The organism is Legionella tucsonensis, from assembly GCF_001468035.1.
Classification (GTDB): Bacteria; Pseudomonadota; Gammaproteobacteria; order Legionellales; family Legionellaceae; genus Legionella; species Legionella tucsonensis.
On sequence record NZ_LNZA01000001.1, the window covers coordinates 1,200,231 to 1,226,176 of the forward strand.

Genomic DNA, 25,946 nt, shown 5'->3' on the forward strand with positions numbered 1-25,946 from the left:
GTTATATATATTATTGAGGTACTCAATCAATGCATGAAAGCTCTGTATTTTATACAATATTCTTAATCTTCGCAGGCGCTGCATTTCTTTCAACATTGGTTCTTTATACCAAACAATCTTTATTGGTTGCTTATATTCTTCTTGGAGCCGTTTTTGGACCATGGGGATTAAGACTTGTATCTGATGTGACTATTGTCAAGCAAATTGGTGAAATTGGGATAGTCTTCCTATTGTTTTTACTCGGACTGCATTTACAACCTCAAAATCTTGTCCATATGTTAAAGAAGGTAACATGGATTGCTTTGGTTAGTTCTGTTCTTTTTGCTGTAACCTCATATTGGATCAGCAGGTTTTTTGGCTTAACTGTGGCTGAGTCATGGATTGTGGGTTGTGCAATGATGTTTTCAAGCACCATTATTGGCTTGAAATTATTACCGACAACCATCTTGCACCACCAGCATACTGGCGAAGTAATGATTAGCGTGTTATTAATGCAAGACGTTATTGCAATCATCGTGCTGATCTTAATTCACGGAGCACAGCAATCGGGTGGTTTCTCGATTGATGATCTCATTTTAGTGTGTATTGATTTACCTGCATTGATTCTTTTTGCTTTTGCTGTTGAGAAATATGTTTTGATCCGATTACTGGCTCGTTTTGATAGAACTCAGGAATATGTATTTTTATTATCAATTGGCTGGTGTTTGGGGATGTCTGTTCTTGCACAAAAAATAGGTCTTTCAGAAGATATCGGTGCTTTTATAGCAGGGGTAGCTCTGGCAGCAAGTCCTATTTCTCTTTTTATTGCTGAGAGCCTAAAACCCCTAAGAGATTTTTTTCTGGTGATGTTTTTCTTTTCAATCGGAGCGACTTTTAATTTTGGATTAGCCCAGCAAGTACTTATTCCTGCGCTTATTTTATCTCTTTTAGTTTTACTATTTAAACCGGTTTTATTTTATTTGCTTCTTGGTAAGTCCGGTGAAAAAAAGCATGTTGCGAAAGAGGTGGGTATTCGTTTGGGACAAGCGAGTGAGTTTTCATTACTTGTTGCCAGTATTGCTTTAAGTACCGAGCTTATTTCGGATAAAGCATCTAATTTAATTCAAGCAACTACTATTTTAACATTTATTGTTTCATCGTATTTTGTTGTATTGAAATACCCAACCCCTATAGCACTCTCTGATAAAATGCGTAAGGATTAAATAATGAAATTATTAGTTATATTGCTGTGCTTATTGAGCGAACGTTTTTTGATTCACTCTATTTCTTACCAGCGCTTTTATTGGTTTTTTGATTATTGCCAAAAGATAAAAATGGGCACCAATAAACACAATTTTTTTACTAATCCTTGGGTGCTTTTGGCTTTAATAATAGTTCCTATTGTACTCCTTGTAGCGATAATTTACCTATTGCTGCATCATCTAGTATTTGGCTTGATAGGATTTCTTTTAAGTATCATAATCTTCTTTTATTGCCTAGGCCCTCAAAATGTCTTTTATCCAATAGTACAATCAGATACTAGGACTAATCAGGAGCTCGTAGGAGACTATTTTATTTTAGTCAATAGACAATTATTTTCTCTTGTATTTTGGTATATCATTGCTGGCCCCATTGGAGCCTTAGTTTATCGATTAATCACTTTATGCCATGATGTTAATGATGTTAGTGAGCAAGCAAATGAAGTAACCGATTTACTTGAATGGATACCTGCTCGACTAGCTGTGTTACTTTTTTTACTTGTAGGAAATTTTCAACGCGGCTTATCCTCGTTTACCAGTTACTTTCTTGCAAAACCTGATATGAATAATGACATGTTGCGTGTATGCGGGTTGTTAGCGGTTAGAACAAATGAAGAGGAAGAAATTCCTATGCCTTTTGCAGAAAGTTTGGTTGAACATGCAATTATTGTTATGTTGGTTTTTATTGCTTTATTTACATTAATTACCTGGCTGTAGTTTGATTAGATTAGTATAAAGACTGAAGCATTTAATCTACATAACTATTTATTGCGGATACGACCTATATGAATTCTTTTTCGCGTCTGATTTTTTGCACTATAATATTAGGACTTTGGGGTTGTCAGGGAGTGCAGCAAAATGCACTTAAAGCGCAGGCATTGGCACAATGCAATATGACTTGTGTACGGCATTTTGAGTTTTGTAGACAAAATTGTATTAATAATTGCCCCAATTGTTCTTATATGTCACAAAGGGTTGCTGAAAAAAACTTTGCAAAATATGTGCATGAAAAAAGAGTTGAGGGTAAAAAGGTGATGCGTGAGTTGAATTCTTACCGTGATCCACTACAATGCCGCAAAGTAACATGCGATTGCTTATCAGATTTCGCAATTTGTAAGAAAGGTTGCACGGGTGTAATTCCAAAAAAATTACAGGCCGTACCTTACTGTGTTTAATAGATTTCGGGGAACACTTTCATGGCAAATGAAACTTATTTAGATTTGGATCCTATAGAAACGCGTGAATGGCTGGATGCCCTGCAAGCTGTATTAATCAATGATGGTCCTGAGCGAGGCACTTTTCTTTTAAAACAGCTTCTTAATAAAGCAAATACAGAAGGAGTTAATTTAACCAGTTCAATTAATACACCTTATAGAAACACAATTAAACCTCATGAAGAAAAGCAAATGCCACCTGATGAAGGTCTTGGTAAGCGCATTAGTGCCTTGATTCGCTGGAATGCAGTGGCAATGGTGTTGCGGGCAGGAAAATATGCTCCTGAGCTTGGTGGTCATATTGCATCTTACGCCTCTTCATCTACTTTATATGAAACCGGGTTTAATTACTTTTTTAAGGGTTCACAGGGTGAATATGGCGGGGATTTGATCTACATTCAAGGCCATTCTTCTCCTGGTATTTATGCACGCGCCTTTCTTGAGGGACGACTTACTGAAGAGCAATTAAGTAAATTCCGGCAAGAAGTAGAGGTGGATGGTTTATCTTCTTATCCCCATCCTTGGCTAATGAGCGAGTTTTGGCAATTTCCTACAGTATCTATGGGATTGGGGCCATTGCAAGCTATTTATCAAGCACGATTTTTAAAGTACTTAGAAAATAGGCACCTTATCAAAGCGGATGATAGAAAAGTATGGGCTTTTCTTGGCGATGGTGAAATGGATGAGCCTGAGTCAGTAGGTGCCTTAAGCATTGCTGCGCGTGAGAAGCTTGATAATCTTATTTTTGTTGTAAATTGTAATTTACAGAGACTCGATGGTCCGGTTCGTGGCAATGGCAAAATTATTCAAGAACTTGAAGGTTTATTCCGTGGTGCTGGTTGGAATGTAATAAAAGTTATTTGGGGTGGTCGTTGGGATCCATTGCTTGCACGCGATAAAGAGGGCTGGTTGCAAAAGCGTATGGAAGAATGTGTTGACGGTGACTATCAATCCTACAAAGCCAATGATGGTGCCTATGTAAGGCAACATTTTTTTAATCAATATCCAGAGTTAAAGGCAATGGTTGAAAACTATACAGATGAAGAGATCTGGAGATTAAATAGAGGCGGTCATGACCCTCAAAAAGTGTATGCAGCTTATGCTAAGGCCGTAGAGCATAAGGGTTCTCCAACTGTTATTTTAGCAAAAACAATTAAAGGCTATGGAATGGGAGCTGCGGGTGAAGGGCAAAATATTACACACCAGCAAAAGAAAATGACTGTAGAGCAATTGAAGGCATTCAGAGACCGATTCAGTATCCCTATCAGTGACGACCAAATTGCAGATATCCCGTTTTATAAACCGGCAGATGATAGTCCTGAGATAAGCTACATCAAAAAGCAAAGAGAAATGTTGGGTGGCTATTTACCCGCACGTTCAACAGAAACAGAACCTCTTAAGGTTCCTGCCTTGGCTGACTTCTCATCTGTTACTAAAGGACTAGGCGATCGTGAAATTTCAACTACAATGGCTTTTGTACGTATTCTTTCAGTGTTACTGAAAAATAAGGAGATCAGTTCACGTATCGTTCCAATTGTTCCTGATGAGTGCAGGACGTTTGGAATGGAAGGCTTATTTAGACAAATTGGTATATATTCTCCAGTAGGTCAGCTTTATACACCTGTAGATCATGAACAAATTATGTTTTATCGCGAAGCTAAAGATGGGCAAATCCTTGAAGAGGGAATTAATGAAGCAGGGGCTTTTTGTTCGTGGATTGCAGCAGCGACCTCATACAGTTCAAATAAATTGGCCATGATCCCATTTTACATTTACTATTCGATGTTTGGATTTCAGCGTATTGGCGATTTGGCATGGGCTGCAGGGGATATGCAGGCCAGAGGTTTTCTGTTAGGTGGAACTGCTGGGCGCACAACCCTTGCAGGCGAAGGATTACAACATCAAGATGGACATAGCCATTTATATGCTTCAACAATTCCAAACTGCATTTCTTATGATCCTACCTATGCATATGAACTTGCTGTGATCATTCAAAATGGTTTGTACCGTATGTATGAAAAACAGGAAAATGTTTTTTATTACATAACCGTAATGAATGAAAACTACATGCATCCGGATATGCCTGAAGGAGCTGAAGACGGCATCATTAAAGGAATGTATTTATTGCAAGAAAGTAAGAAAAAATCCAAGCAGCATATCCAGTTAATGGGAAGTGGAACCATACTGCGTGAAGTAATCAAAGCAGCTCAAATGCTAAAAGATGATTATTCTGTAACTTCAGACATTTGGAGTGTAACAAGCTTTAATGAATTAAGAAGGGATGGGTTGGCTGTAGAACGTTATAATGCAATGCATCCTCAAGAAAAAGAACAAAAAAGCTATGTCGCTACCCAATTAAAAGGTAGACCTGGCCCTGTAGTTGCTGCAACAGATTATTTACGAATATATGCAGATCAAATTAGACCTTTCGTACCTAATCATTTTGTAACTTTGGGTACTGATGGTTATGGACGAAGTGACACACGTGAACGGTTACGCCATTTCTTTGAAGTAGATGCTAAATTTATAGTTTTGGCGGCATTAAATGCTTTAGTTGCAGAAGGAAGTATTGATAAGTCCAAAGTCGTGGATGCAATAAAGCGATATAACATTGATCCCGATAAACTGAATCCAGTTAATCATTAGAAAGTATATAGTAGGCTGAGTAATTCCAGATGTGATTGTAGTGGAGTAAGCAACACAGATTTAAATGTGTTTCCATTACAGTCATAACTTGAATATACTGAGTAATCTTTTGAGGAAAGACATGTCAAACGAAATAGAAGTTAAGATTCCTGATATTGGTGGAGCGACTCAGGTTGATGTGATTGAAATAATGGTCCAGGTAGGAGACCAGATCGAAATCGATACACCACTTATTACTTTGGAGTCAGATAAAGCCAGTATGGAGATTCCTTCGCCAGTTGCAGGGAAGGTCACAAAACTGAATATTAAAGTAGGAGATAAAGTGTCCGAAGGCGATGTGATTCTTTTTGCCACGGTTGAAAATAAGTCAGACACCGAAAAAGAAAATAAATCTCAAGCAGCTAAAAAAGAATCTGAAAATAAAGAGGAAAATAAGACTAAAGTTGCGCAAGAAAATAAATCAGAAAGTATCAAAGAGGTTAAAATTCCTGATATTGGTGGTGCAACCCAAGTTGACGTGATTGAAGTTATGGTTCAGGTAGGCGACCAAATCAAAATTGATACACCGCTTATTACTTTGGAATCAGACAAGGCCAGCATGGAGATTCCTTCTCCCATTGGAGGTAAAATCACTCAATTGAGTCTTAAAGTAGGTGATAAGGTATCTGAAGGAGATTTGATCCTTCTAGCTGCTGCAGAAAATGAGTCAAAAGCTGAAAAAAGCGCAACAACTCCAGCAGAGCATGATCCAGTAAGTGCTCCTGAAATATCAAGTTCAGAAGAGCCAACAAAAAAAGGCGAAGAGATTTCACCGAAACCTGTTTTTGTTGATACTGAGTCTTCAAAAATTATTGCTGCAGGTCCTGCTGTAAGACGCATGGCTCGAGAGTTTGGTGTAAATTTGACAGAAGTTAAAGGTACGGGTCGCAAAGATCGTATTACTAAAGAAGATGTACAAACTTATGTGAAAGCTCGTTTAAGTGAGCAACCCAGTCAGGGATCTTTCGGTATTCCATCTAATCCAACAATTGATTTTACTCAGTTTGGTGAAATTGAAACCAAGCCTCTTAATAAAATTAAAAAGCTTACTGGTGTTAATGTCCATCGTTCATGGATAACAATCCCCCATGTAACGCAGTTTGATGAAGCAGATATTACTGATGTCGAAGCATTTAGAAAGTCTGAAGCAGAGCATGCTAAAGAAAAGGGATATAAGCTCACATTGCTTGCATTTGTTTGTGCCGTAGTGAGTAAAGCGCTAAAAGTGTTTCCTCAATTTAATGCGTCTTTAGATGCTACGAGTACCAATCTTATTTATAAAAAATATTGCAATATAGGTATTGCAGTAGAAACACCTAACGGTTTGGTAGTTCCAGTAATTAAAAATGTTGACACGTTAAGTGTTGTTGAAATTGCAACTGAAATGACACGATTAAGTACTAAGGCTCGAGATAAAGGCTTAATGCCGGTAGATATGGCAGGAGGATGTTTTACAATTTCTAGCTTAGGCGGAATTGGTGGTACTGCATTTACGCCAATAGTGAATAGTCCTGAAGTGGCCATCCTTGGATTATCTCGTGCGGAAATAAAACCTGTTTATGAAAAGGGCACATTTCAACCAAGACTTATGTTGCCTTTGTCTTTATCCTATGATCATCGCGTTATAGATGGTGCAGAGGCGGCACGTTTTACTCGTTTTATTTGTGCGTGTTTAAGTGATATAAGACGAATTTTACTCTAGTTTTTTATAATATCTAAAATGAAAGAGGCTTGTAATGGCTAATAAAATAAAGACAGATGTCGTTGTGTTAGGAAGTGGCCCTGGTGGATACACAGCGGCATTTAGAGCGGCAGATCTGGGAAAAAAGGTTGTATTGGTAGAGCGTTTTGATTCACTAGGAGGTGTCTGCTTAAATGTAGGCTGCATTCCTTCTAAAGCATTATTGCACATTGCTAAAGTTGTTGATGAAGCTCATGAAATGTCCGAGCAAGGTGTTAGTTTTGGTAAACCTAAGCTGGATAATAAAAAAATTGTTGCATGGAAAAACTCCGTAGTTTCCAAATTAACGGGCGGTTTGAAAGCTTTATCAAAGCAACGTAAAGTTGAAGTAGTTACAGGAATAGGTAAGTTTTCAGGTAGTCATCAAGTGACTGTGGCTACTAAAGATGGTTCTCTGGAAGTTGAATTTGAAAATGCAATTATTGCTGTAGGTTCTGAATCGATTAATTTACCTTTTATCCCCGAAGATAAACGTATTTTTAGCTCAACAGGTGCTTTAGAACTCACTGACATCAAAGGCAATTTATTGGTTCTAGGTGGTGGAATTATTGGTCTGGAAATGGCTACAGTTTACTCATCTTTAGGCGTTGATGTAACTGTTGTCGAATTTATGGATCAGCTGATTCCAGGTGCTGATTTTGATTTGGTAAATGTTTTGCAAAAGCGTATGCAGAAAAAAGGAGTTAAATTCCTTTTAAAAACTAAAGTAACCGCCGTAGAAGCAAAAAAAGATGGTATCTATGTTTCTATGGAAGGTGAACATGCAACAGACAAACCTCTTTGCTTTCAGCAAGTTCTTGTTTCCGTCGGAAGAAAACCCAATGGCGGTGCAATTGATGCAGAAAAAGCTGGAATAAAAGTTGATGATCGTGGTTTCATTAAAGTAGATAATCAGCAAAGAACAAATGTATCACATATTTTTGCTATTGGTGACGTAGTTGGTCAGCCAATGCTTGCGCACAAGGCAATTCCAGAGGGAAAAGTTGCTGCGGAAGTTATTGCTGGTAAAAAGCATTACTTTGATCCTAAATGTATTGCTAGTGTTGCCTATACTGATCCAGAGATTGCTTGGACAGGTATAACTGAAAAAGAAGCTAAAGATAAAGATATTCGTTATGAAAAAGCTACTTTCCCCTGGGCCGCCAGTGGCCGCGCACTTAGCATGGGACGGGAAGAGGGGATGACTAAATTATTGTTCTGTCCAGATACTAATCGAATATTGGGCGCGGGCATTGTAGGAATTAATGCAGGTGATTTAATCGCAGAAACATCATTGGCTATTGAAATGTATTGTGATGTTGAAGATATTGCCTTGACAATACATCCACACCCTACACTTTCTGAAACTATTGCTCAAGCAGCAGAGGCATTTGAAGGAACAATTACTGATCTTTATTTGCCAAAAAAGAAAAAAAATACTGAATGATATGTAATATATAGCCTGGGTATGACGAAGCCAACTTTGGAAGTTAGAGTTCTCGACCCAGGATTTGCTTCGTTGCCAGGTTAACTTATTTATTTGGGAGCAGCAAGGATGACTTTTAATATTCGACGTATGGCTGAATCAGATATTGATATCGTTTATGCAATTGAGAAAGAAGTGCATATTGCCCCTTGGGATAGAGACATTTTAAGGGATTGTGTGCGGGTAGGATATGATTGTCGAGTATTTGAAGTAAATAGAGAAAATAGCCCAATGATTTGTGGTTATATTATTTCCAGACACAGTAATAATTGCTGTCATATTTTAAATTTTTGTATCGCTAAACCTTTCCAATCACAAGGTTATGGGCGGCAATTCTTGCAGCGAGTACTTTCCTCATTAACCGAGTCACAGTATATTGATCATGTGATTCTTGAAGTAAGACCCAGTAATAAAGCTGCCTTACATCTGTATCAGAGTATGAGTTTTAAACAAATAGAAATTAAGCCATCATACTACATAGAAGATAACAATATTGAAGATGCAATTGTATTAAAAAAGAAATTACCTATTTAAAATAAAAATCAATTTAAAAAAATTTTTATAAAAATATTCTGTCAAGACTGTTTTTTAAATTTTTCTTTGTTATTATATACGACCAATTCTATAAATCCCCCAGCCACTCTTTCTGTGGATAACTTTTTTTAATAAATTATCTCTTCATTTTTATTTTTACGTCAAAAAATTAATATACTCCTTATACAGAGCGAGATTAATATTTTTACATTAATAATGCAATGATGTCTGTTATCCACAAAATCTGTGGATAACATTGTGCATAGGACTATGAATTACTTGATAAATAAGCTCATTTTAGAGTTGCAATATAATTAACCAAAATAACAGTTGTTATTTGTAGTCGGGGTTGGCTAATAACCTAGCAAAAAATATTTAAACAAATATTAAAAATAACGATTTTATTCATCTCTTAGTTGGTCTATTTTCATATTAAAATAGATTGTTACAAATCTGTATTAGAGATTTGTTATTATATTAATAATGGGGTGGCTTCTTAGGGCTGTAATAGGTATTCCTGTTATTGAATATTTTCTGTTCTAGTAAAAATACATGCAATCTGTGTAATTAATTTGTTCATCGTGGGTATTGTCGCGACAAATTATCATGACAAATATAAATCGCCTGTGGTACCCTCTAATATTTTAAACAATGCAATCTTCCTAACAACGATTGCTACACTAATTCAAGTTAACTAAATGTTTTATTTGTTGAGCGCATTTTCATGAGAAGAGCAAAATCAAAACCAAATCTTACGGTGCAAACTGCTCAAATTGATAATTTAAGCCATGATGGTAAAGGGATTGCACGTATTCATGGTAAGGCTACTTTTGTTCAAGGTGCTTTGCCCGGTGAACAAATTGAATTCCAATATACTAGGATAAAAAAAGATTTTGATGAAGGTCTTTTGCTTAAAGTTCTTGAGCCGTCTTCTATGCGGGTAGAGCCCAAATGTCCTCATTATTCAATGTGTGGCGGCTGCTCTTTACAACATGTAAGCGAAGAAGAACAAATTTATTTTAAGCAAGATCAATTACTGGATTTATTGTCACGATATGGCCATACTAAACCGCAAATCGTGTTGTCACCTTTAATTGCTGGGCACTGGAATTACAGAAATAAAGCTCGATTAAGCGTACGCTATGTGGAAAAAAAACAAAGTGCTATGGTTGGGTTTAGAGAACGCAGTAATCCCCGTTACATTACCGAGATTGCTCAATGTCCGGTTTTAAATGCAAAACTTGACGCTGATATCATTCCGTTAAGACAACTGATTGACTCAATGCAAGATAAACATTGTATTGCACAAATTGAAGTTGCAGCGGGAGACGATGAGATTGCTCTTATTTTCAGAAATTTAACTCCCTTAAATCTCGATGATGAATTAAAAATCAAAGAATTTGCTGAAAAATATCAATATAAAATTTTTTTGCAGCCAGGTTCTCCTGATACGGTATTTTGTTTTTATCCACCCAAATCAAGTGAGTATCTCACTTATAAATTACCAGATTATCAAATTAGTTTTTCTTTTCATCCAACAGATTTTACCCAAGTTAATTCTGCACTGAATCGTTCTATGGTATCACAAGCCATACAATTAATGGACTTAAAAAGTACAGATATAGTGCTAGACTTATTTTGTGGGCTGGGTAATTTTTCGCTTCCAATGGCTAAATTTTGTGCCAAAGTACTTGGGGTGGAAGGCAGTAAAACGATGGTTGAAAGAGCATACATGAATGCGAAACTGAATCATATTCAGAATGTAGATTTTTATGCTGCGAACTTGGATGATGTGGATGAAGTTAGAAAGTTAGTTCAGCAATCGTGCAACAAAGTATTAATTGACCCTCCTCGCTCGGGTGCCCTGGAAATTGTGAAACAAATTGATTCACTAAATCCAGATCGTATTATTTATGTATCATGTAATCCCGTAACATTAGCTCGTGATACAGACATTTTGGTCAATCAAAAAGGCTATACATTAATAAAGGCAGGAGTAATGGATATGTTTCCCCACACTGCCCATGTTGAGTCGATTGCGTTGTTTGAAAAAGGATAAAGCTCATGGTGCGAGTAAAAGATACTATTCCATTGTGTGAAGATGGAAGCATTGATGTTGATTTGTGGCTCCATCAGCTAGGGGCAAAGGGTTATTTAAATAATCTTGAACTCATTCGTAGTGCGTGCACTTTAAGTCAGCTTGCAGGACAAGAACATGCTACCGAAACTGGCCAATCTTGTTTGCAACAAGGTTTGTCTATGGCTGATTTGCTTGCAGATCTTGAAGTTGATCAGGAAACGCTAGCAGCGGCAATTATTTTTGAAAACGTACACTATGCTGATTTATCTATTGATGACGTTGTGGAGCAATTAGGCCCCAATATTGCGAAATTAGTCAAAGGCATAGAGCGCATGAGCGCGATGCACAGTTTTCAGGGATTAAATAAATACCCACAAAATAAGCAACAAATTGATAATCTTCGTAAAATGTTGTTGGCGATGGTGGATGATGTTCGTGTTGTATTAATTAAACTTGCCGAACGTCTATGTGTTTTAAGAACTGCAGGGCATTTATCTGAAGAGTTACGCAAACAACTGGCCACCGAGGCGATGGAAATTTATGCTCCTTTGGCTAACAGACTGGGGATAGGGGCAATTAAATGGGAAATGGAGGATTTGGCTTTTCGGCATATGCATCCCGAAGACTATAAAGCGATAGCCAAAGGCTTGAAAGCAAAGCGGTTAGAACGAGATAATTTTGTTAATGCGATTGTTGCTCAGTTGAATGAGCAGATTAAAGCAAGTGGAATAGATCATTTTGCTGTTTATGGACGTTCAAAGCACATCCATAGCATCTATAAAAAAATGACCCGCAAAAATGTATCACTCGATGAAATATATGATGCTACTGCGGTACGTGTTCTTGTTAATACCCAGCCTCAATGCTATGAGGTCTTAGGTATGGTGCATACACTGTGGAAACAAATTCCTGCTGAATTTGATGATTATATTATTAATCCCAAACCTAATGGATATCAATCATTGCATACCGCAGTCAAAGGGCCGGAAGGTAGAGTTTTTGAAGTGCAAATTAGAACCTTTCATATGCATGATTTAGCTGAAATGGGGGTTGCTGCCCATTGGAAATATAAGGAAGGTGGTTTTAAACAGAAACAAAGCCATGAGCGTAAAATCGAATGGCTACGGGATGTATTGGCTTGGCATCGTGAAATGGCAAGTAATAAAGGTGTGCCTGAAAGTACTACCACTGAGTTTCTTGAAGACAGAGTTTATGTTTTCACGCCGGATGGAGATGTTCTCGATTTACCCCATGGAGTAACTCCTTTGGATTTTGCTTATCACGTACATAGTGATCTAGGACATCGATGTCGTGGCGCACGTATAAATGGTCATATCGCACCACTAACGTATCAACTAAAAACTGGGGATAGAGTGGAAATTTTGGCTGGAAAGGAAAGTAAACCTTCCCGTGACTGGATTAACCCCCATTTAAATTATCTCAAAACATCTCGCGCTAAGGCAAAGGTTTTACATTGGTTTAAAATGCAAGACTATGATCGGAACATTCAGGATGGCCGCGAACTATTAGACAAAGAATTAAAATCTTTAGGGATAAAATCCGATAAACTTAATGAAGCTGCAGCAGCATTACATTTTAAAAAACTGGATGATCTTTATGCAAATCTTGGTCGTGGCGATATTAAAATAGGTCAGATTATTAGCAAACTCACTCCTCCAACCACCTCGGAACTCAATCTTGAACGATTTGTCAGACCTCAGGCAAAACCAGAAATTACTGGAAGTGATTTACGTATTGAGGGAGTGGGTAATTTATTAACTTTTATGGCAAGATGCTGTCAACCTGTTCCTGGTGATCCTGTTATTGGCTATATTACTATAGGTCGTGGTGTATCCGTACATCGACAGGATTGTCCTAATATTATTCATGCGAACGAAAGACAAAAACAACGGTTCTTGCAAGTCACTTGGGGAAGTGCAACACGTGAGAATTATGTGGTAGATATTTTAATCAAGGCTTTTGACCGCTCTGAGCTGCTAAAGGACGTAACTTCATTACTTGCTAATGAAAAAGCACACGTGTATGCGTTGCAAACCCAGAGCAATAAACAGGAAAATATGGCTTATATTACTTTAACTGTAGATGTTGATGGACTAAGCAGTCTCTCCAGATTACTGACGAAATTAGAGCAAATTCCTAATGTGCTCGAAGCAAGAAGACAGGTTTAATTACGGATGTAGTCTGGGTGCAACGAGGCGGGGCGCGAGTTTCACTGTGTTTCACCCAAGACTTGTATCTTTAAAAATAAATCCAGCAACAACAGCTCGATGTTCGTTCAATAAAACATTGTAAGTTCGGCATGCTGCTCCTATAGACATGCACTCTATGCCTATTCGTTGCTCTGTAAGCTGCTTCATAATTGACAGGGGCAGGAGTTTTCCGGTATGTTCATGACCAATGATGATAATTTCCGGTTTAAATTGCGTTAATAAGCTCATGTAGTGTTCGTCAATTTCATGAATGTCTTTAATTGACAGATCGCTAATGATTTCTGTTTTAGAAACAATTAAACTGCTTTCATAAGTAATGGAATTAATCTGAATTTTGTTATCACTATAAGCTTGCACTACATGTGGTTCTGCTGATTCTAAATTGATATTCATGGTTTAGGATGTTTCAATGAATGATACGTGGTTACAAGTATACTACAGAGGTCAATATTATGAGTCAATTTCCGCGTATAAAACGTTTGCCACCTTATGTTTTTAACACTTTAACTCAATTAAAAACCGAAGCGCGAGCACGTGGAGAAGATATTATTGATTTCGGTATGGGAAATCCAGATCAACCAACTCCACCACATATTGTCAATAAGCTGATTGAAGCAGTTCAAAGACCAGATACTCACCGATATTCTATGTCCAAAGGAATCCCAAGACTAAGAAGAGCTATGGCTTCCTGGTATCAACGTAACTATGATGTACAGTTAAATAGTGAAACACAAATATTAGCCACCATAGGTTCAAAAGAGGGGCTGGCACATCTGGCATTAGCTATAAGTGGGCCTGGGGATACAATTTTAGTTCCTGATCCAGCTTATCCTATTCATACGTATGGATTTATTATTGCTGGTGCCAATGTAAAACAAATTCCTCTTATTAATGAAACTCAATTTTTAGCTTCTATAGAAGATGCAATTAATCGTAGCTGGCCTAAACCGAAAGCTTTGGTAATTAATTTTCCTGCAAATCCAACTACTCATTGTGTTGATTATTCTTTTTTTGAACAGGTTGTTGAGTTGGCAAAAAAACATGAAATCTGGGTTATTCATGACTTAGCATACGCTGATATTGTATTTGATGGATATAAGGCTCCTTCAATACTGCAAGTGCCAGGAGCTACAGATGTAGCAATTGAAACTTATTCGATGTCTAAATCTTATAATATGCCAGGTTGGCGTGTTGGTTTTGCTTGTGGAAATGAAGAGTTAGTCTTGGCGCTTACTCGGATTAAATCTTATTTAGATTATGGTACATTCACACCAATCCAGGTTGCAGCAATTGCTGCATTAGATGGTCCAGATGAGTGTGTACAAGAAATTAGAACACTTTATGAAAAAAGACGGAATATCCTTTGTGATGGTTTAAATGAGATTGGTTGGGAGGTTGCTCGGCCCAAAGCAACCATGTTTGTTTGGGCACCTATTCCTTCTCATTATCAACACATGGGCTCACTTGAGTTCAGTAAATATTTATTAAAAGAAGCTCATATTGCTGTATCGCCAGGAATAGGTTTTGGCCAACAAGGTGATGGGTATGTTCGTTTTGGTTTAATTGAAAATAAAGATCGCATGCGTCAGGCATTAAGAAATTTAAAATCATTATTTCGCAGAGATGGGTTGATTAAGGCTGAACAAACATGCGTGTTGTGATTGACTCAGAGTGTCACTCTATTCCCGAAAAAGCTAAGTCACTCAATTCAGAAGGTACTGTATTGCTTAATTTTTTGTTGAGTCTTGGTTACAATCCCGAAAATCCGCCTGTTGCTGATTTACTAAAGGAGTATCACAATTTAGAAGGGGCATGGCTTGTGTTGACTCCAGTTCATTGGGAAGCAACACATAATGACGCAATGATCGTAGCTTTGGGAACAGATCTGCACCTTGAACAACATGAGTCTAAATTATGGTTTGATTTATTCTCACAGTATCTGGCAGAAGAGGGTGCAGTCCTTTACTATCATGATGCGGAAACATGGTTGCTAAGTAATCATAAAAATTTATTCGTAAATGCAAAGCCTCCTTACCGTTTGTTACATCAATCACTAATGCCTGAATTAACTCAACTCGATAAGACAATGCATTGGCAAAAATTTATTACCGAAAGCCAAATGTTTTTTGCATCCAAACCCAATCAATCCTTGGCTAATGGATTATGGGTTTGGGGTGATGCAAAACTTAAGAATAAAATACCGATCAATATTTGTGTTGATGAGCATTTTTATTCATTAGCACAAATATGCAGTACTCAAGTTACATTATATAGCTCGGATATCACGCTTAAAGATTATCAGATTTTATTGCTCACTGAATTTTCTATGCTCAGTGAACAGCATCAAAAAGAATTAAAAAAAATGTCTGTTCATTGGTATTGGAATAACCTGGCTTACTCTACGAGTGCCCACAGCTGGTATACTCGTTTGTGGAGAAAACTAATACATGCTTATTAAACAACGTCCTCAACCAATACACACGCTCAATTTACCCAATATGCCTGATGTACTAAAGCGAATATTCGCAAACAGAGGAATTACTGAACCTTCCCAATTGGATAAGCAACTCCAAACTTTATTACCGTTTGATAGCTTAAAAGGAATAGATAAAGCATGTATACGCTTAGAGACAGCTTTACGCGAACAACATAGGATTTTGGTTATTGGCGATTTTGATGCAGATGGTGCCACATCAACAGCACTTGCCATAACAGCTTTACGTGCTATGGGAGCTCAATTTATCGACTATTTAGTCCCTAATCGTTTTGAGTTTGGTTATGGATTAACACCACAAATTGTTGAGGTAGCCAGCAAATGGAAACCAGGGCTAATCATTACTGTAGATAACGGGATTGCTAGTATCGAAGGTGTTGAAAGGGCCAACCAATTAAATATCGATGTTTTAATCACCGATCATCACTTACCCGCCGAAACGCTTCCTAATGCTTGTGCTATTGTGAATCCGAACCAATCGGACTGTAAATTTCCCAGTAAATCTATTGCTGGAGTTGGTGTGATTTTTTATGTCATGCTTGCCCTACGCAGACATTTGATAAACACAAATTGGTTTTGTGAGATGAATATTGCTGAGCCCAATATGGCAAGTTTTTTGGATTTGGTTGCTTTGGGAACTGTTGCTGATGTTGTAGGTCTGGATCAGAACAACCGCATTATGGTGAACCAAGGTTTAGCAAGAATACGGCAAGGTCTTTGTCGCGTGGGTATTAAAGCTTTGATTGATGTATCCGGGCGTGAGTGTGCACGACTAAGAGAAGCAGATTTGGGATTTGCTATTGCGCCAAGACTCAATGCTGCGGGGCGATTGGACGATATGGCATTGGGAATAGAGTGTTTAATTACTTCAGATCAGCAACAAGCTAGAAACTACTGTCAGCAATTAGATGAATTAAACGAAGAAAGAAAGCAAATTGAAACGGAAATGAAAGAGCAGGCAATGCTTGCATTGGAAAAACTTGCGCTTAGTGCTGATTACACTAGTAATCATTTACCTATTGCTTTATGTCTTTTTGATAAAACATGGCACCAAGGAGTCATTGGAATTTTGGCGGGGCGAATGAAAGAACGTTATCATCGACCTGTTATTGCTTTTGCTGAAGTGAGTGAGGATGAATTAAAGGGTTCAGCTCGTTCAATTCCGGATTTAAATATTCGAGACGTACTCGCAGCAATAGATAAGGATTATCCGGGGCTTATCTGTAAATTTGGTGGTCATGCTATGGCTGCGGGCCTGAGTATTCATCCAAATGCTCTCGAAGCGTTCCGTGAAGCATTAGTTTTTGAAGTGAATAAGCATATTGATTTTTCTCAATGTGAAGGAGAATTACTTACTGATGGCCCATTACAACCTGATGAGTTTAGCCTTGAAATCGCTCAATTAATACAACAGGCAGGACCATGGGGACAACAATTTGTTGAACCTGTTTTTGATAATATTTTTGAGGTTTTGGATCAACGCATAGTGGGAAAGAATCATCTAAAGATGACTTTGATGACAACACAAGGTAACCAACAAGTGGATGCAATCGCCTTTAATGTTGATTTAAATTCTTGGCCAAACTATAGAGTTAAATACGTGCATGCAGCATATAAGTTAGATATCAATTTTTATCAAGGTCGAACGCGACTGCAGTTACTTATCCAAGTAATGAATGCTGTAAATCAAGAATAAATCTTGAATAGAGTAGCCAGGCTACATTTTTTGTACACAATTTTTTAGTTCGGGTTATAATTGTCTCTTTTTTAATTGAAACAATAATAGTGTCAAATATCCTGTTTTCACCTTTGTCTATTGCTCCCATGATTGATTGGACTTACAGCCATTTTCGATTTTTTATGCGTATTTTGGCTCCCCATGCACTCGTATATACAGAAATGCAAACTCCTGGAGCGATCCAAAACAACCCTTTACGTTCTTTGCAATTTAATGTAAAAGAACATCCGATAGCGCTTCAACTTGGAGGATCAGCGCCCGATGCATTAGCATATTGTGCTCAACGTGCGGAACAAGAAGGATATGACGAGGTAAATATTAATCTTGGTTGTCCTAGTAATAAAGTTCAGGCAGGGCGTTTTGGTGCATGTTTAATGAGAGAACCGAGACACGTTGCCGCGTGTATCCAAGCTATGCGGCAAGCAACGAAAATACCAATTACTGCAAAAACCAGAATAGGCATAGATCATCAAGACAGTTATAAGTTCTTTAGTGATTTTGTACATCAGTTGCTTGAGGCCGGAGCGCAAAAAATTATTGTGCATGCGCGTAAAGCTTGGCTAAGCGGTTTAAATCCCAAACAAAATCGAACAATTCCACCTATTAACTACGAATATGTTTATCGTCTTAAGGAGGAAATTCCTAATATTCCTGTAGTGATCAATGGTAATATATTGAATATAAAAGAAATTAAAGAGCATCTGCGCTATATTGAAGGAGTAATGCTTGGTCGTTTGGCATGTGATAATCCTTTTCAAATCGCAGTGATACATCAAGCACTTTATCCTGATATCCAAATGAAAACTCGGGGCCAAGTATTTAATCTTTATTTGAATTATTTATTTGAAGAATATAATAAAGGGGTTTCCCTTAGTTTACTGATTAAACCTATATTTAATTTGGCTTTTGGATTACCTGGCGCAAGTCAATGGAAAAAAAAGTTGATGCTCATTTTGCAGACTAAAAATAGTTCTTTATTGCAGGAACTCAGTGAGTATTTACAGGAAATAGAATTATACTCAGAGATTTTATAAATTTCAGGCTATTGTCATATTGTAACCTAGGTGAAGGTTTAGCTCATAACCCGAGTAAGGCTACTCCTTCGCCCAGGCTACGATGCATAGAAATTGAGATTATTGACTTAATGTAATGCTCTCTTCGGTATCTTCGTGTAACAGTTGTTGAACTTTATCATAGAAAATTTGCGTTGATTCAAGTACGCAGAAGGCTTTCATACCTACCTACTTACTTCAGTAGGAAGCTTTGTCGTCAGCCTATTTTCAGTTACAACAAAATCAAGCTTCATAGATGTTTAAACATTCTTGTAAATTTGGTAGTTGTTCTGTAGCTGATTTGGACTTGATATCACCAAGCTGACTTAAAAATGGCTTGGCTAAGCTTTTTGTTTGTAATGCAAACAGTAAATTAGCAAAAAATTTTTTTTGTTGCTTGTCTGCATCTTTGTACCAAGTAAAAACCTTTTCAGTAATTAGCGCTAACTCATTGACATCGATAACGCTATATTTGTTAGAGTTTTTTAATTGGAACTCATACAGGTTGGCGTATAATTGCAACATTGGACTGGGGCATTCAGTAATTTTTGCCTTGTCTGCAGGATCAACTTTAGAGATAAATTATCAATTTATAGGTAATACTATTTTACTATAAGATATATTGTTATATGCAACATCACTACACTACAAAAATATTGTATAATATGAAAGGAAATTGCGGAAAATAATATTTTAGTTATCTGATGTGTTAGAAACTCTTCTTTTCACCAAGTTAAACCATGAAGGTTCACTTAAATTAAAAGGTATTCATAGTATTTTTCCCCAAATTTTAGTACATTAACCAATTTGTTATTTGAAATCTCCAGAGGATTATGTAGGCCATGCTGAATACGTTGATTAAGAAAATGTTTGGAAGCCGAAATGAACGCACTTTGCGGCGTATGGAAAAGGCAGTAGTGGCAATTAATGCATTTGAGTCTCAAATGCAAGCATTAACTGATGCAGAGTTAGCTGCAAAAACCCAGCATTTCAAAGCACGTTTTGCAGAAGGAGAAAGTCTTGATGAAATGTTAGCAGAGGCTTTTGCTACAGTAAGAGAGGTATCCGTACGTACTTTAGGTTTGCGCCATTTCGATGTGCAATTAATTGGTGGAATGGTTTTGCATGAAGGTAATATTGCTGAAATGCGCACAGGGGAAGGTAAAACATTGGTAGCAACGCTACCCGCATATTTGAATGCAATTACTGGACGTGGCGTACATGTTGTTACTGTGAATGATTATCTTGCTAAGCGTGATAGCCAATGGATGAGCCCTATATTTGAATTTTTGGGATTGACTGTGGGTGTGATTTTCCCCGATATGTCGCATACTGCAAAACAGGAGGCTTATCGTTGTGATATCGTTTATGGAACAAACAATGAATATGGTTTTGACTATTTGCGCGATAATATGGCGTTTAGTCTTGAGGATAAGGTGCAAAGAGAGTTGAACTTTGCCATCGTGGACGAAGTGGATTCAATTCTCATTGATGAAGCACGTACTCCTCTGATTATTTCCGGTGCAGCAGAAGATAGCTCCGAGCTTTATATTAAAATTAATTCATTAATTCCCCATTTGAAGAAACAAGAAGAAGAGGGTGGTGAAGGAGATTTTACTATCGATGAAAAGCAAAAGCAGGCGCATCTTACTGATGCCGGTCATCAACATATTGAAGAATTATTGGTTAAAGCAAAACTTCTGGATCATGGTGAAAGTTTATATCATGCCAGCAATATTATGCTAATGCACCATGTTAATGCAGCATTAAAAGCACATGCAATGTTTCATCGCGATGTAGATTATATCGTTAAGGATGGACAAGTTATTATAGTCGATGAACACACCGGTCGGACAATGCCTGGTCGAAGATGGTCTGAAGGATTGCATCAGGCTGTTGAAGCTAAGGAAGGTGTTTCCATTCAAAATGAAAACCAAACCCTCGCTTCGATTACATTCCAGAATTTCTTTCGAATGTATAATAAATTATCAGGAATGACTGGGACTGCAGATACAGAAGCTTATGAATTGCAACAAATTTATAATCTTGATGTTGTAGTAATTCCTACAAATAAACCCATGGTACGAAAAGATGAGGCTGATCTGGTGTATTTGACTCAACAAGATAAATTTCAAGCAGTTATAGCAGATATTCGTGAGTGTACTTCTCGCAAGCAACCTGTTCTTGTAGGTACTGTTTCGATTGAAGCATCTGAGTTTTTAAGTCAATTCCTTAAAAAGGAAAATATTAAACATCAAGTGCTTAATGCTAAATTCCATGAAAAGGAAGCACAAATTATTGCTGAGGCAGGTCGTCCTGGTGCGGTAACTATTGCTACAAATATGGCGGGTCGAGGAACTGATATTGTTTTGGGTGGAAGCTTATCTGCAGATTTGGCTCAATTAGGTGAAAATGCAAGCGTTGAGGAAATAGAAGCTGTAAAAAAGTTGTGGCAAAAGCGTCATGACGAAGTCATTACAGCCGGGGGGTTGAGAATTATAGGTTCGGAACGTCATGAATCCCGTCGAATTGATAATCAGTTGCGAGGACGCTCAGGTCGTCAGGGTGATGTGGGAAGCAGCCGCTTCTACTTATCTCTTGAAGATAATTTAATGCGTATATTTGCTTCTGAGCGTGTTGCATCAATGATGCGTCGTTTGGGAATGAAACCTGGAGAGCCTATTGAGCATAGTTTGGTAACCAAAGCAATTGAGAATGCTCAACGAAAGCTTGAAGGACACCATTTTGATGTGAGAAAGCAGCTTTTGGATTATGACAACGTAGCTAATGATCAAAGACAAGTCATTTATACTCAACGCGCTTCGATCATGGAAATGACGGATACTGAGGAAATGTTAAATATGATGCGAGAGGAAGTGATATCGAATCTTGTTAATACTTATATCCCTCCCCAAAGTTTGGAAGATCAATGGGATCCAAAATCTTTAAGTGATATTTTGGCTGATGAATTCAAACTCAAAGCTCCTGTACTCGAGTGGATTGAAGAAGATCATCATATTCAGCCCGAACAAATTAAAGGAAAAATTCTTGATCTTGCTGCACGGAAATATGATGAAAAAGTAAAACAAACGGGTAGAACGACGATGTCGCAGTTTGAAAAATCAGTGGTTTTGCAAACTTTGGACAATCAATGGCGTGAACATTTGGCGGCAATGGATCAATTGCGCCAAGGTATCCATTTGCGTGGTTATGCGCAAAAAGATCCAAAACAAGAGTATAAAAAAGAAGCTTTCACTTTGTTTACCACCATGCTTGATAGTTTAAAGTATGATGTTGTTCGTTTAGTTTCTTCAGTAGAAATTCAAACTGAAGAAGATGTTAATGCGGTTGAAGAGCAACGACGTGCTGAACAGGTTAGTAAGATGAGCTTGCAACATGGCAATTATGCTGATGAAAATGATGAGGAGGCTTCCTCGTCTCAAACATACAGACGACAAGAGAAAAAAATTGGTCGAAATGATCCTTGTCCATGTGGTTCAGGTAAGAAGTATAAAGCGTGCCATGGAAGCTTGGCGTGAACATCTCCGTAGCTGTAGCAGTTATTATCGATGAGCAACAACGCATTTTAATTACCCAACGTCCTTTTTATCTTCCTCATGGAGGATGTTGGGAATTTCCTGGCGGTAAATTGGAAGTAAATGAACCTTCAGAATCTGCATTGATTCGCGAAATCAAAGAAGAAATTGGCATAGAAGTTCGTCATTATACTTTGCTCGGTGAAGTAAAACATCAATATCCTGATAAATCAGTAAAATTAATTATTTTTCTTGTCAGTCAATATGTCGGAGAACCTTTATGTCTAGAAGGACAATTGGCTATGAAATGGGTTTATCCGTATGAACTAAATCCTGAGCATTTCCCAGAAGCAAATCGTGAAGTAATAGACATGGTATATGATTATTTACTCTGTAATAAATCTGAGAGACACGAGTTTAAATAAAATACTTCAATTTTCAGCTGTGCAAATCATTCATAAGTCTTGCTAGGCGTAGTAACAAAAAAATTTTGAAACAAACTTAGGTTACCCGGGGTGATTAATGCTCGTGTGAACTTTCAGAGTATATTTCTAATGGATTATAAATAAATTAATTGATTTTTTGTGCCGGCATAAAATGCAAGGCGCTCTTTTTGTACTCTACATGACAATTAGAATCTTCTGAATCTAAAATGATTTCATCTTGATCATCTGCTACTGTAATTGGGCCTGAATAAAATTGATTCATGCCTTGAATAAAAGATTCCTTAGCTTCATCTGTGGTGGGAATAGCTGGGACCAAATGAGTCAACACCAGTTTCTTTACATTGGCTTTATTTGCCATTTGTGCAAGCAATAAAGTGTCAGAGTGATAGCGTTTATTTTCTTTGGCAAAAGCTAATGTTCTATAATCAGCTCTCGCCTGTGCTTTAGAAATAATTTGCTCATATAAGTGATGACTTAATGCCTCATTTATTAAAATATCAGCATTTGTTGCATTTTGTCTAAGGGATTTAACTACTCTCGTATCTCCACTTATAACCACCTTACAATTCTTATAATGAATACGATAACCAACAGCAGGGAATGCAGGCTCATGATGAACTTGGAACGCATGAATTTGAAGATTATTCTTCTGATAAACGAGTTTTCCTTCTGGATTGGTTTTGAATTCTTTAGTTTTTGCAAATGCTAAAGTAGGATCTTCTATTCCTTGGCGATTTATTGCGCGAAAGATAACGTCGAGTCTATAAGCTTTCTCGAGAGCATTTAAAACTTGCTTTGTTCCATAAGGACCATATAGCAAAATATTTTTTGCATTGCCAGCTACCCATGAAGCGTTTATGACCTGTCCTAAGCCACCAAAATGGTCTGAATGCCAATGAGTCATAAAGATATGTCTTAAATGAGTATAGGGTAAACCCATAGCTCCTAATGTTTGTATGGTACCTTCTCCTGCATCAAACAGCATAAATTCTTGTTCTGCAATCATCGCCACACAAGCAGGCTTACGAATTTCCTGCATCGTGACTTCAGGATCACCAGTTCCACACAAATAAAGATGTAACTTTCCATCCGTTAAAACATGTGTATTCATAGGGTTAATGACATATGCTCCTGCATTGGTCCCTGTTTTGGTGGCAGCAATTACTTGAGTAGCATCAGAGGCGAAAACATAAGTTATAACAAGAATCCATAAAACAAAAATAAAAGATATTTTTCCGGTAATAGTAATAAACTCTCGACTTAATAATTCAGCTGACATCGTCACTCCCTGAGAATGTAAATTTATATTAAATAACTCACGCCACAAGAGTTAATACTTTTTCGGATATAACTCCATGAAAGAAAATATGGATAAAGCTGATACTTCTTACGGTGATATATGCTAGGAAAATCTTATAATTCATTTTTATAAATAACACCATTTTTCATAATTAATTTTAAATTATCTTTAGGATGTAGTAAAAGACTTAAATTGATTAAAGGGTTCCCATCCACTACTATTAGATCAGCATAAGCTCCTTCAGTTATCGTTCCAAGTTTTCCTTTTTGCATTAATAATTCTGCATTTACAGAAGTAGCGGAATGAATAATATGGGCAGGGGAGTCAAATTCGGAGCGTATTTCAAACTCTCTTAATTGTTCTTTCTGTGCCACAGGTCCCCAAAGATCGGTACCAAAAGCAATTGGAATTTTATGTTTCAGAGCATAGGCGTAAACTTTTTTACCTTCTTCAATGGTTTTTTTTAGATTAGCAACTATAGAGCTTGTTAAATTGGTCTGCTCAGCACTTTCAACTCTTTGAAGTAATGAAATAAATGTTGGATCATAAAATATATTATTCTCTGACATTAACTTCACTGTTGATTCGCTTATAAAATTAGCATGTTCAATGGAACGAACTCCTGCTTTAATGCATTTTTTTACTGCTTCATCACTGTATGCATGAGCCATTACATAAGTTTTTCTTGCGCATGCTTCCTCGACGATAGCGGATAATTCCTCCTCTGAATACTCATAAAGAGTAGGACAAGCTAGAGAAGGAAAAACAACCCCACCGGAAACGAATACTTTCAGTTGAGATGCTCCCTTCCTTAATTCTTCTCGAGCAGCCTTTCGTACCTCATCCACACCGTCTGCAATAACGGACATAACGGAAAAAGAACTTATATGTCCACAAGGATCAACAAGTTCATTTGGTTTTCTAAAATCAGCCCCACCACCTGTTTGAGTTAATGCTTTTCCTGAATAAAATAATCTAGGTGCGGGCATATTTTGATTATCTACTAACTGTGCTATTCGAAAATCGGCACCTCCAGCCTCACGTATTGTTGTAAATCCATAAAACAAACTATTTTTTAGATAGTTAGCTGCAGCAATAAATATCTCGACCTCCGGATAAAAGATATTTTTAGGACTTAAGTTTAATCCAGTAATATGAGCGTGAGCATCAATTAAGCCAGGCATTAATGTTTTTCCTTTAACATCAATAATTATTCCTTCTTCAAGAGAGGGGAGTGGCGTCTGCGAGATTTTAGAAATTAAGTTGTCATGAATGAGAATATCAAAATTTTTGTGAAGTTCACTACAATCCTCAAAAATGACGCTGGCATTTTTTAAAAGAACTTGACTCATTGTTAGCCATGATTCTAATTTACATAATCATAAATATAGTACACGATGCTATTATTTTCATAATACTAATTATGTCATGCGTGTATTGAGGGTTGTTTCTAACTTTGTAGCACAGAAGTATCAGTTTTAAGATGGTGTCCTCCATAAAATGATGGATACGCTGTGACTGGTTATTAATTTCACTGTAGAAAAGCCAAAGGTCCCTGCTTGACTGTTATGAGAAAAAAAATCTATTATAAATTTTTTGATTCTTGAAGATATTTATAATGTAAATCATTTACTCTCCTGGCTAATTCAACAATTTCCATATTATTAACAACTACGTCATCTGCATTTTCTAAACGCAGATGAGTATCAGGTTGAATAGATAAAATAGCCTGGGCTTGTTCTTTACTGCATTGATCCCGCTGCATTAATCGTGATATTTGTATTTCCTTTGGCGCACAGACAAGCAAAATTTGATTGATATAAGGGTAGGCTTGTTTTGTAATTAGCAAAGGTATTTCTACTATGCAATAAGGAGTTATACTTGTATTAACTCGTTTTTTAATCTCTTTACGGATAAGTGGATGTAAGAGGCGTTCAAGCCAGTTTCGCTCTTCATGGTCCGAAAATATTATTTCTCTTAATTTGTTACGATTCAGCTCTCCATCTTCTTTAAGAACTTTAAAACCATAATGCGCTACAATTTTTTTATATGTGGCTTTATTTTTTTGGGTGATTTCTCTTGATATTTTATCGGCATGAATTACTTCAACACCCAGTTCTGAAAAAAGTTCAGCAACTGTAGTTTTCCCACTCGCGATATCACCTGTTAATCCAACGCAATAAACCATGCTT

General features: G+C 37.2%; 19 protein-coding genes. 14 read left to right on the forward strand and 5 right to left on the reverse strand.

Annotation, left to right across the window (positions count from 1 at the left end; all coding sequences use genetic code 11):
* The first annotated feature begins 29 nt into the window (after positions 1-29).
* The 8 genes from Ltuc_RS05235 (at position 30) to relA (ending at position 13,146) form a co-directional block, all read left to right on the forward strand.
* Positions 30-1,202, forward strand: a complete 1,173-nt coding sequence (locus tag Ltuc_RS05235) for a cation:proton antiporter (protein ID WP_058520249.1) — start codon at positions 30-32, stop codon at positions 1,200-1,202.
* A 3-nt stretch (positions 1,203-1,205) separates the two neighbouring features.
* The gene (ampE, locus tag Ltuc_RS05240; RefSeq protein WP_058520250.1) at positions 1,206-1,955 is read left to right on the forward strand and encodes a regulatory signaling modulator protein AmpE; all 750 of its coding nucleotides are present in this window, start codon (positions 1,206-1,208) and stop codon (positions 1,953-1,955) included.
* 479 nt (positions 1,956-2,434) lie between these two features.
* Positions 2,435-5,098 carry a pyruvate dehydrogenase (acetyl-transferring), homodimeric type gene (gene aceE / locus Ltuc_RS05250; protein WP_058520252.1) on the forward strand — a complete coding sequence of 888 codons (2,664 nt, stop codon included), beginning with the start codon at positions 2,435-2,437 and terminating at the stop codon, positions 5,096-5,098.
* Positions 5,099-5,219: 121 nt separating this feature from the next.
* On the forward strand, positions 5,220-6,839 hold the full coding sequence (aceF, locus tag Ltuc_RS05255; protein WP_058520253.1) for a dihydrolipoyllysine-residue acetyltransferase: 1,620 nt from the start codon (positions 5,220-5,222) through the stop codon (positions 6,837-6,839).
* Between the two features lie 34 nt (positions 6,840-6,873).
* Positions 6,874-8,304, forward strand: coding sequence for a dihydrolipoyl dehydrogenase (lpdA, locus tag Ltuc_RS05260; protein ID WP_058520254.1), 1,431 nt, complete (start codon positions 6,874-6,876; stop codon positions 8,302-8,304).
* A gap of 108 nt (positions 8,305-8,412) precedes the next feature.
* Positions 8,413-8,877, forward strand: coding sequence for a ribosomal protein S18-alanine N-acetyltransferase (gene rimI, locus Ltuc_RS05265; protein ID WP_058520255.1), 465 nt, complete (start codon positions 8,413-8,415; stop codon positions 8,875-8,877).
* 724 nt (positions 8,878-9,601) lie between these two features.
* A complete protein-coding gene (gene rlmD / locus Ltuc_RS05270) occupies positions 9,602-10,936 on the forward strand; it encodes a 23S rRNA (uracil(1939)-C(5))-methyltransferase RlmD (RefSeq protein ID WP_058520256.1) in 1,335 nt (444 codons plus the stop codon).
* A 5-nt stretch (positions 10,937-10,941) separates the two neighbouring features.
* Entirely contained in the window at positions 10,942-13,146 is a 2,205-nt protein-coding gene (gene relA / locus Ltuc_RS05275) for a GTP diphosphokinase (RefSeq protein WP_058520257.1), read from the forward strand.
* A 51-nt stretch (positions 13,147-13,197) separates the two neighbouring features.
* Here the strand turns inward: relA and Ltuc_RS05280 are convergent, their stop codons facing one another.
* The gene (locus tag Ltuc_RS05280; protein WP_058520258.1) at positions 13,198-13,581 is read right to left on the reverse strand and encodes an Mth938-like domain-containing protein; all 384 of its coding nucleotides are present in this window, start codon (positions 13,579-13,581) and stop codon (positions 13,198-13,200) included.
* Between the two features lie 59 nt (positions 13,582-13,640).
* Between Ltuc_RS05280 and alaC the strand changes: the two genes are divergently transcribed.
* The 4 genes from alaC to dusA all read left to right on the forward strand — a co-directional run bounded on the left by alaC (position 13,641) and on the right by dusA (position 18,454).
* On the forward strand, positions 13,641-14,849 hold the full coding sequence (gene alaC / locus Ltuc_RS05285) for an alanine transaminase (protein ID WP_058521616.1): 1,209 nt from the start codon (positions 13,641-13,643) through the stop codon (positions 14,847-14,849).
* Positions 14,837-15,646, forward strand: a complete 810-nt coding sequence (locus Ltuc_RS05290) for a hypothetical protein (RefSeq protein ID WP_058520259.1) — start codon at positions 14,837-14,839, stop codon at positions 15,644-15,646. Before alaC ends, Ltuc_RS05290 begins: the two co-directional genes overlap by 13 nt.
* Positions 15,636-17,378 (forward strand): single-stranded-DNA-specific exonuclease RecJ, encoded by a 1,743-nt coding sequence (gene recJ / locus Ltuc_RS05295; protein WP_058520260.1) that lies wholly within the window; start codon positions 15,636-15,638, stop codon positions 17,376-17,378. The genes Ltuc_RS05290 and recJ overlap by 11 nt, the downstream gene beginning before the upstream one ends.
* Before the next feature lie 89 nt (positions 17,379-17,467).
* The gene (dusA, locus tag Ltuc_RS05300) at positions 17,468-18,454 is read left to right on the forward strand and encodes a tRNA dihydrouridine(20/20a) synthase DusA (RefSeq protein WP_083498043.1); all 987 of its coding nucleotides are present in this window, start codon (positions 17,468-17,470) and stop codon (positions 18,452-18,454) included.
* A gap of 261 nt (positions 18,455-18,715) precedes the next feature.
* Here dusA and Ltuc_RS05305 read toward each other — a convergent pair whose 3' ends face one another.
* Positions 18,716-18,997: a hypothetical protein gene (locus Ltuc_RS05305; protein WP_058520261.1), complete on the reverse strand. Its 282-nt coding sequence runs from the start codon at positions 18,995-18,997 to the stop codon at positions 18,716-18,718.
* Between the two features lie 317 nt (positions 18,998-19,314).
* Between Ltuc_RS05305 and secA the strand changes: the two genes are divergently transcribed.
* Together secA and mutT are read left to right on the forward strand one after the other, a co-directional pair.
* Positions 19,315-22,011: a preprotein translocase subunit SecA gene (secA, locus tag Ltuc_RS05310; protein WP_058520262.1), complete on the forward strand. Its 2,697-nt coding sequence runs from the start codon at positions 19,315-19,317 to the stop codon at positions 22,009-22,011.
* Positions 22,008-22,433 (forward strand): 8-oxo-dGTP diphosphatase MutT, encoded by a 426-nt coding sequence (gene mutT, locus Ltuc_RS05315; RefSeq protein ID WP_058520263.1) that lies wholly within the window; start codon positions 22,008-22,010, stop codon positions 22,431-22,433. Before secA ends, mutT begins: the two co-directional genes overlap by 4 nt.
* A gap of 145 nt (positions 22,434-22,578) precedes the next feature.
* Here the strand turns inward: mutT and Ltuc_RS05320 are convergent, their stop codons facing one another.
* From Ltuc_RS05320 to coaE, 3 genes are all read right to left on the reverse strand, one after another.
* Positions 22,579-23,733 carry an MBL fold metallo-hydrolase gene (locus Ltuc_RS05320; RefSeq protein WP_058520264.1) on the reverse strand — a complete coding sequence of 385 codons (1,155 nt, stop codon included), beginning with the start codon at positions 23,731-23,733 and terminating at the stop codon, positions 22,579-22,581.
* Positions 23,734-23,867: 134 nt separating this feature from the next.
* Complete coding sequence (locus Ltuc_RS05325; protein ID WP_058520265.1) at positions 23,868-25,106, reverse strand: metal-dependent hydrolase family protein; 1,239 nt, start codon at positions 25,104-25,106, stop codon at positions 23,868-23,870.
* Positions 25,107-25,339: 233 nt separating this feature from the next.
* Positions 25,340-25,942: a dephospho-CoA kinase gene (gene coaE / locus Ltuc_RS05330; protein ID WP_058520266.1), complete on the reverse strand. Its 603-nt coding sequence runs from the start codon at positions 25,940-25,942 to the stop codon at positions 25,340-25,342.
* Positions 25,943-25,946: the final 4 nt, after the last annotated feature.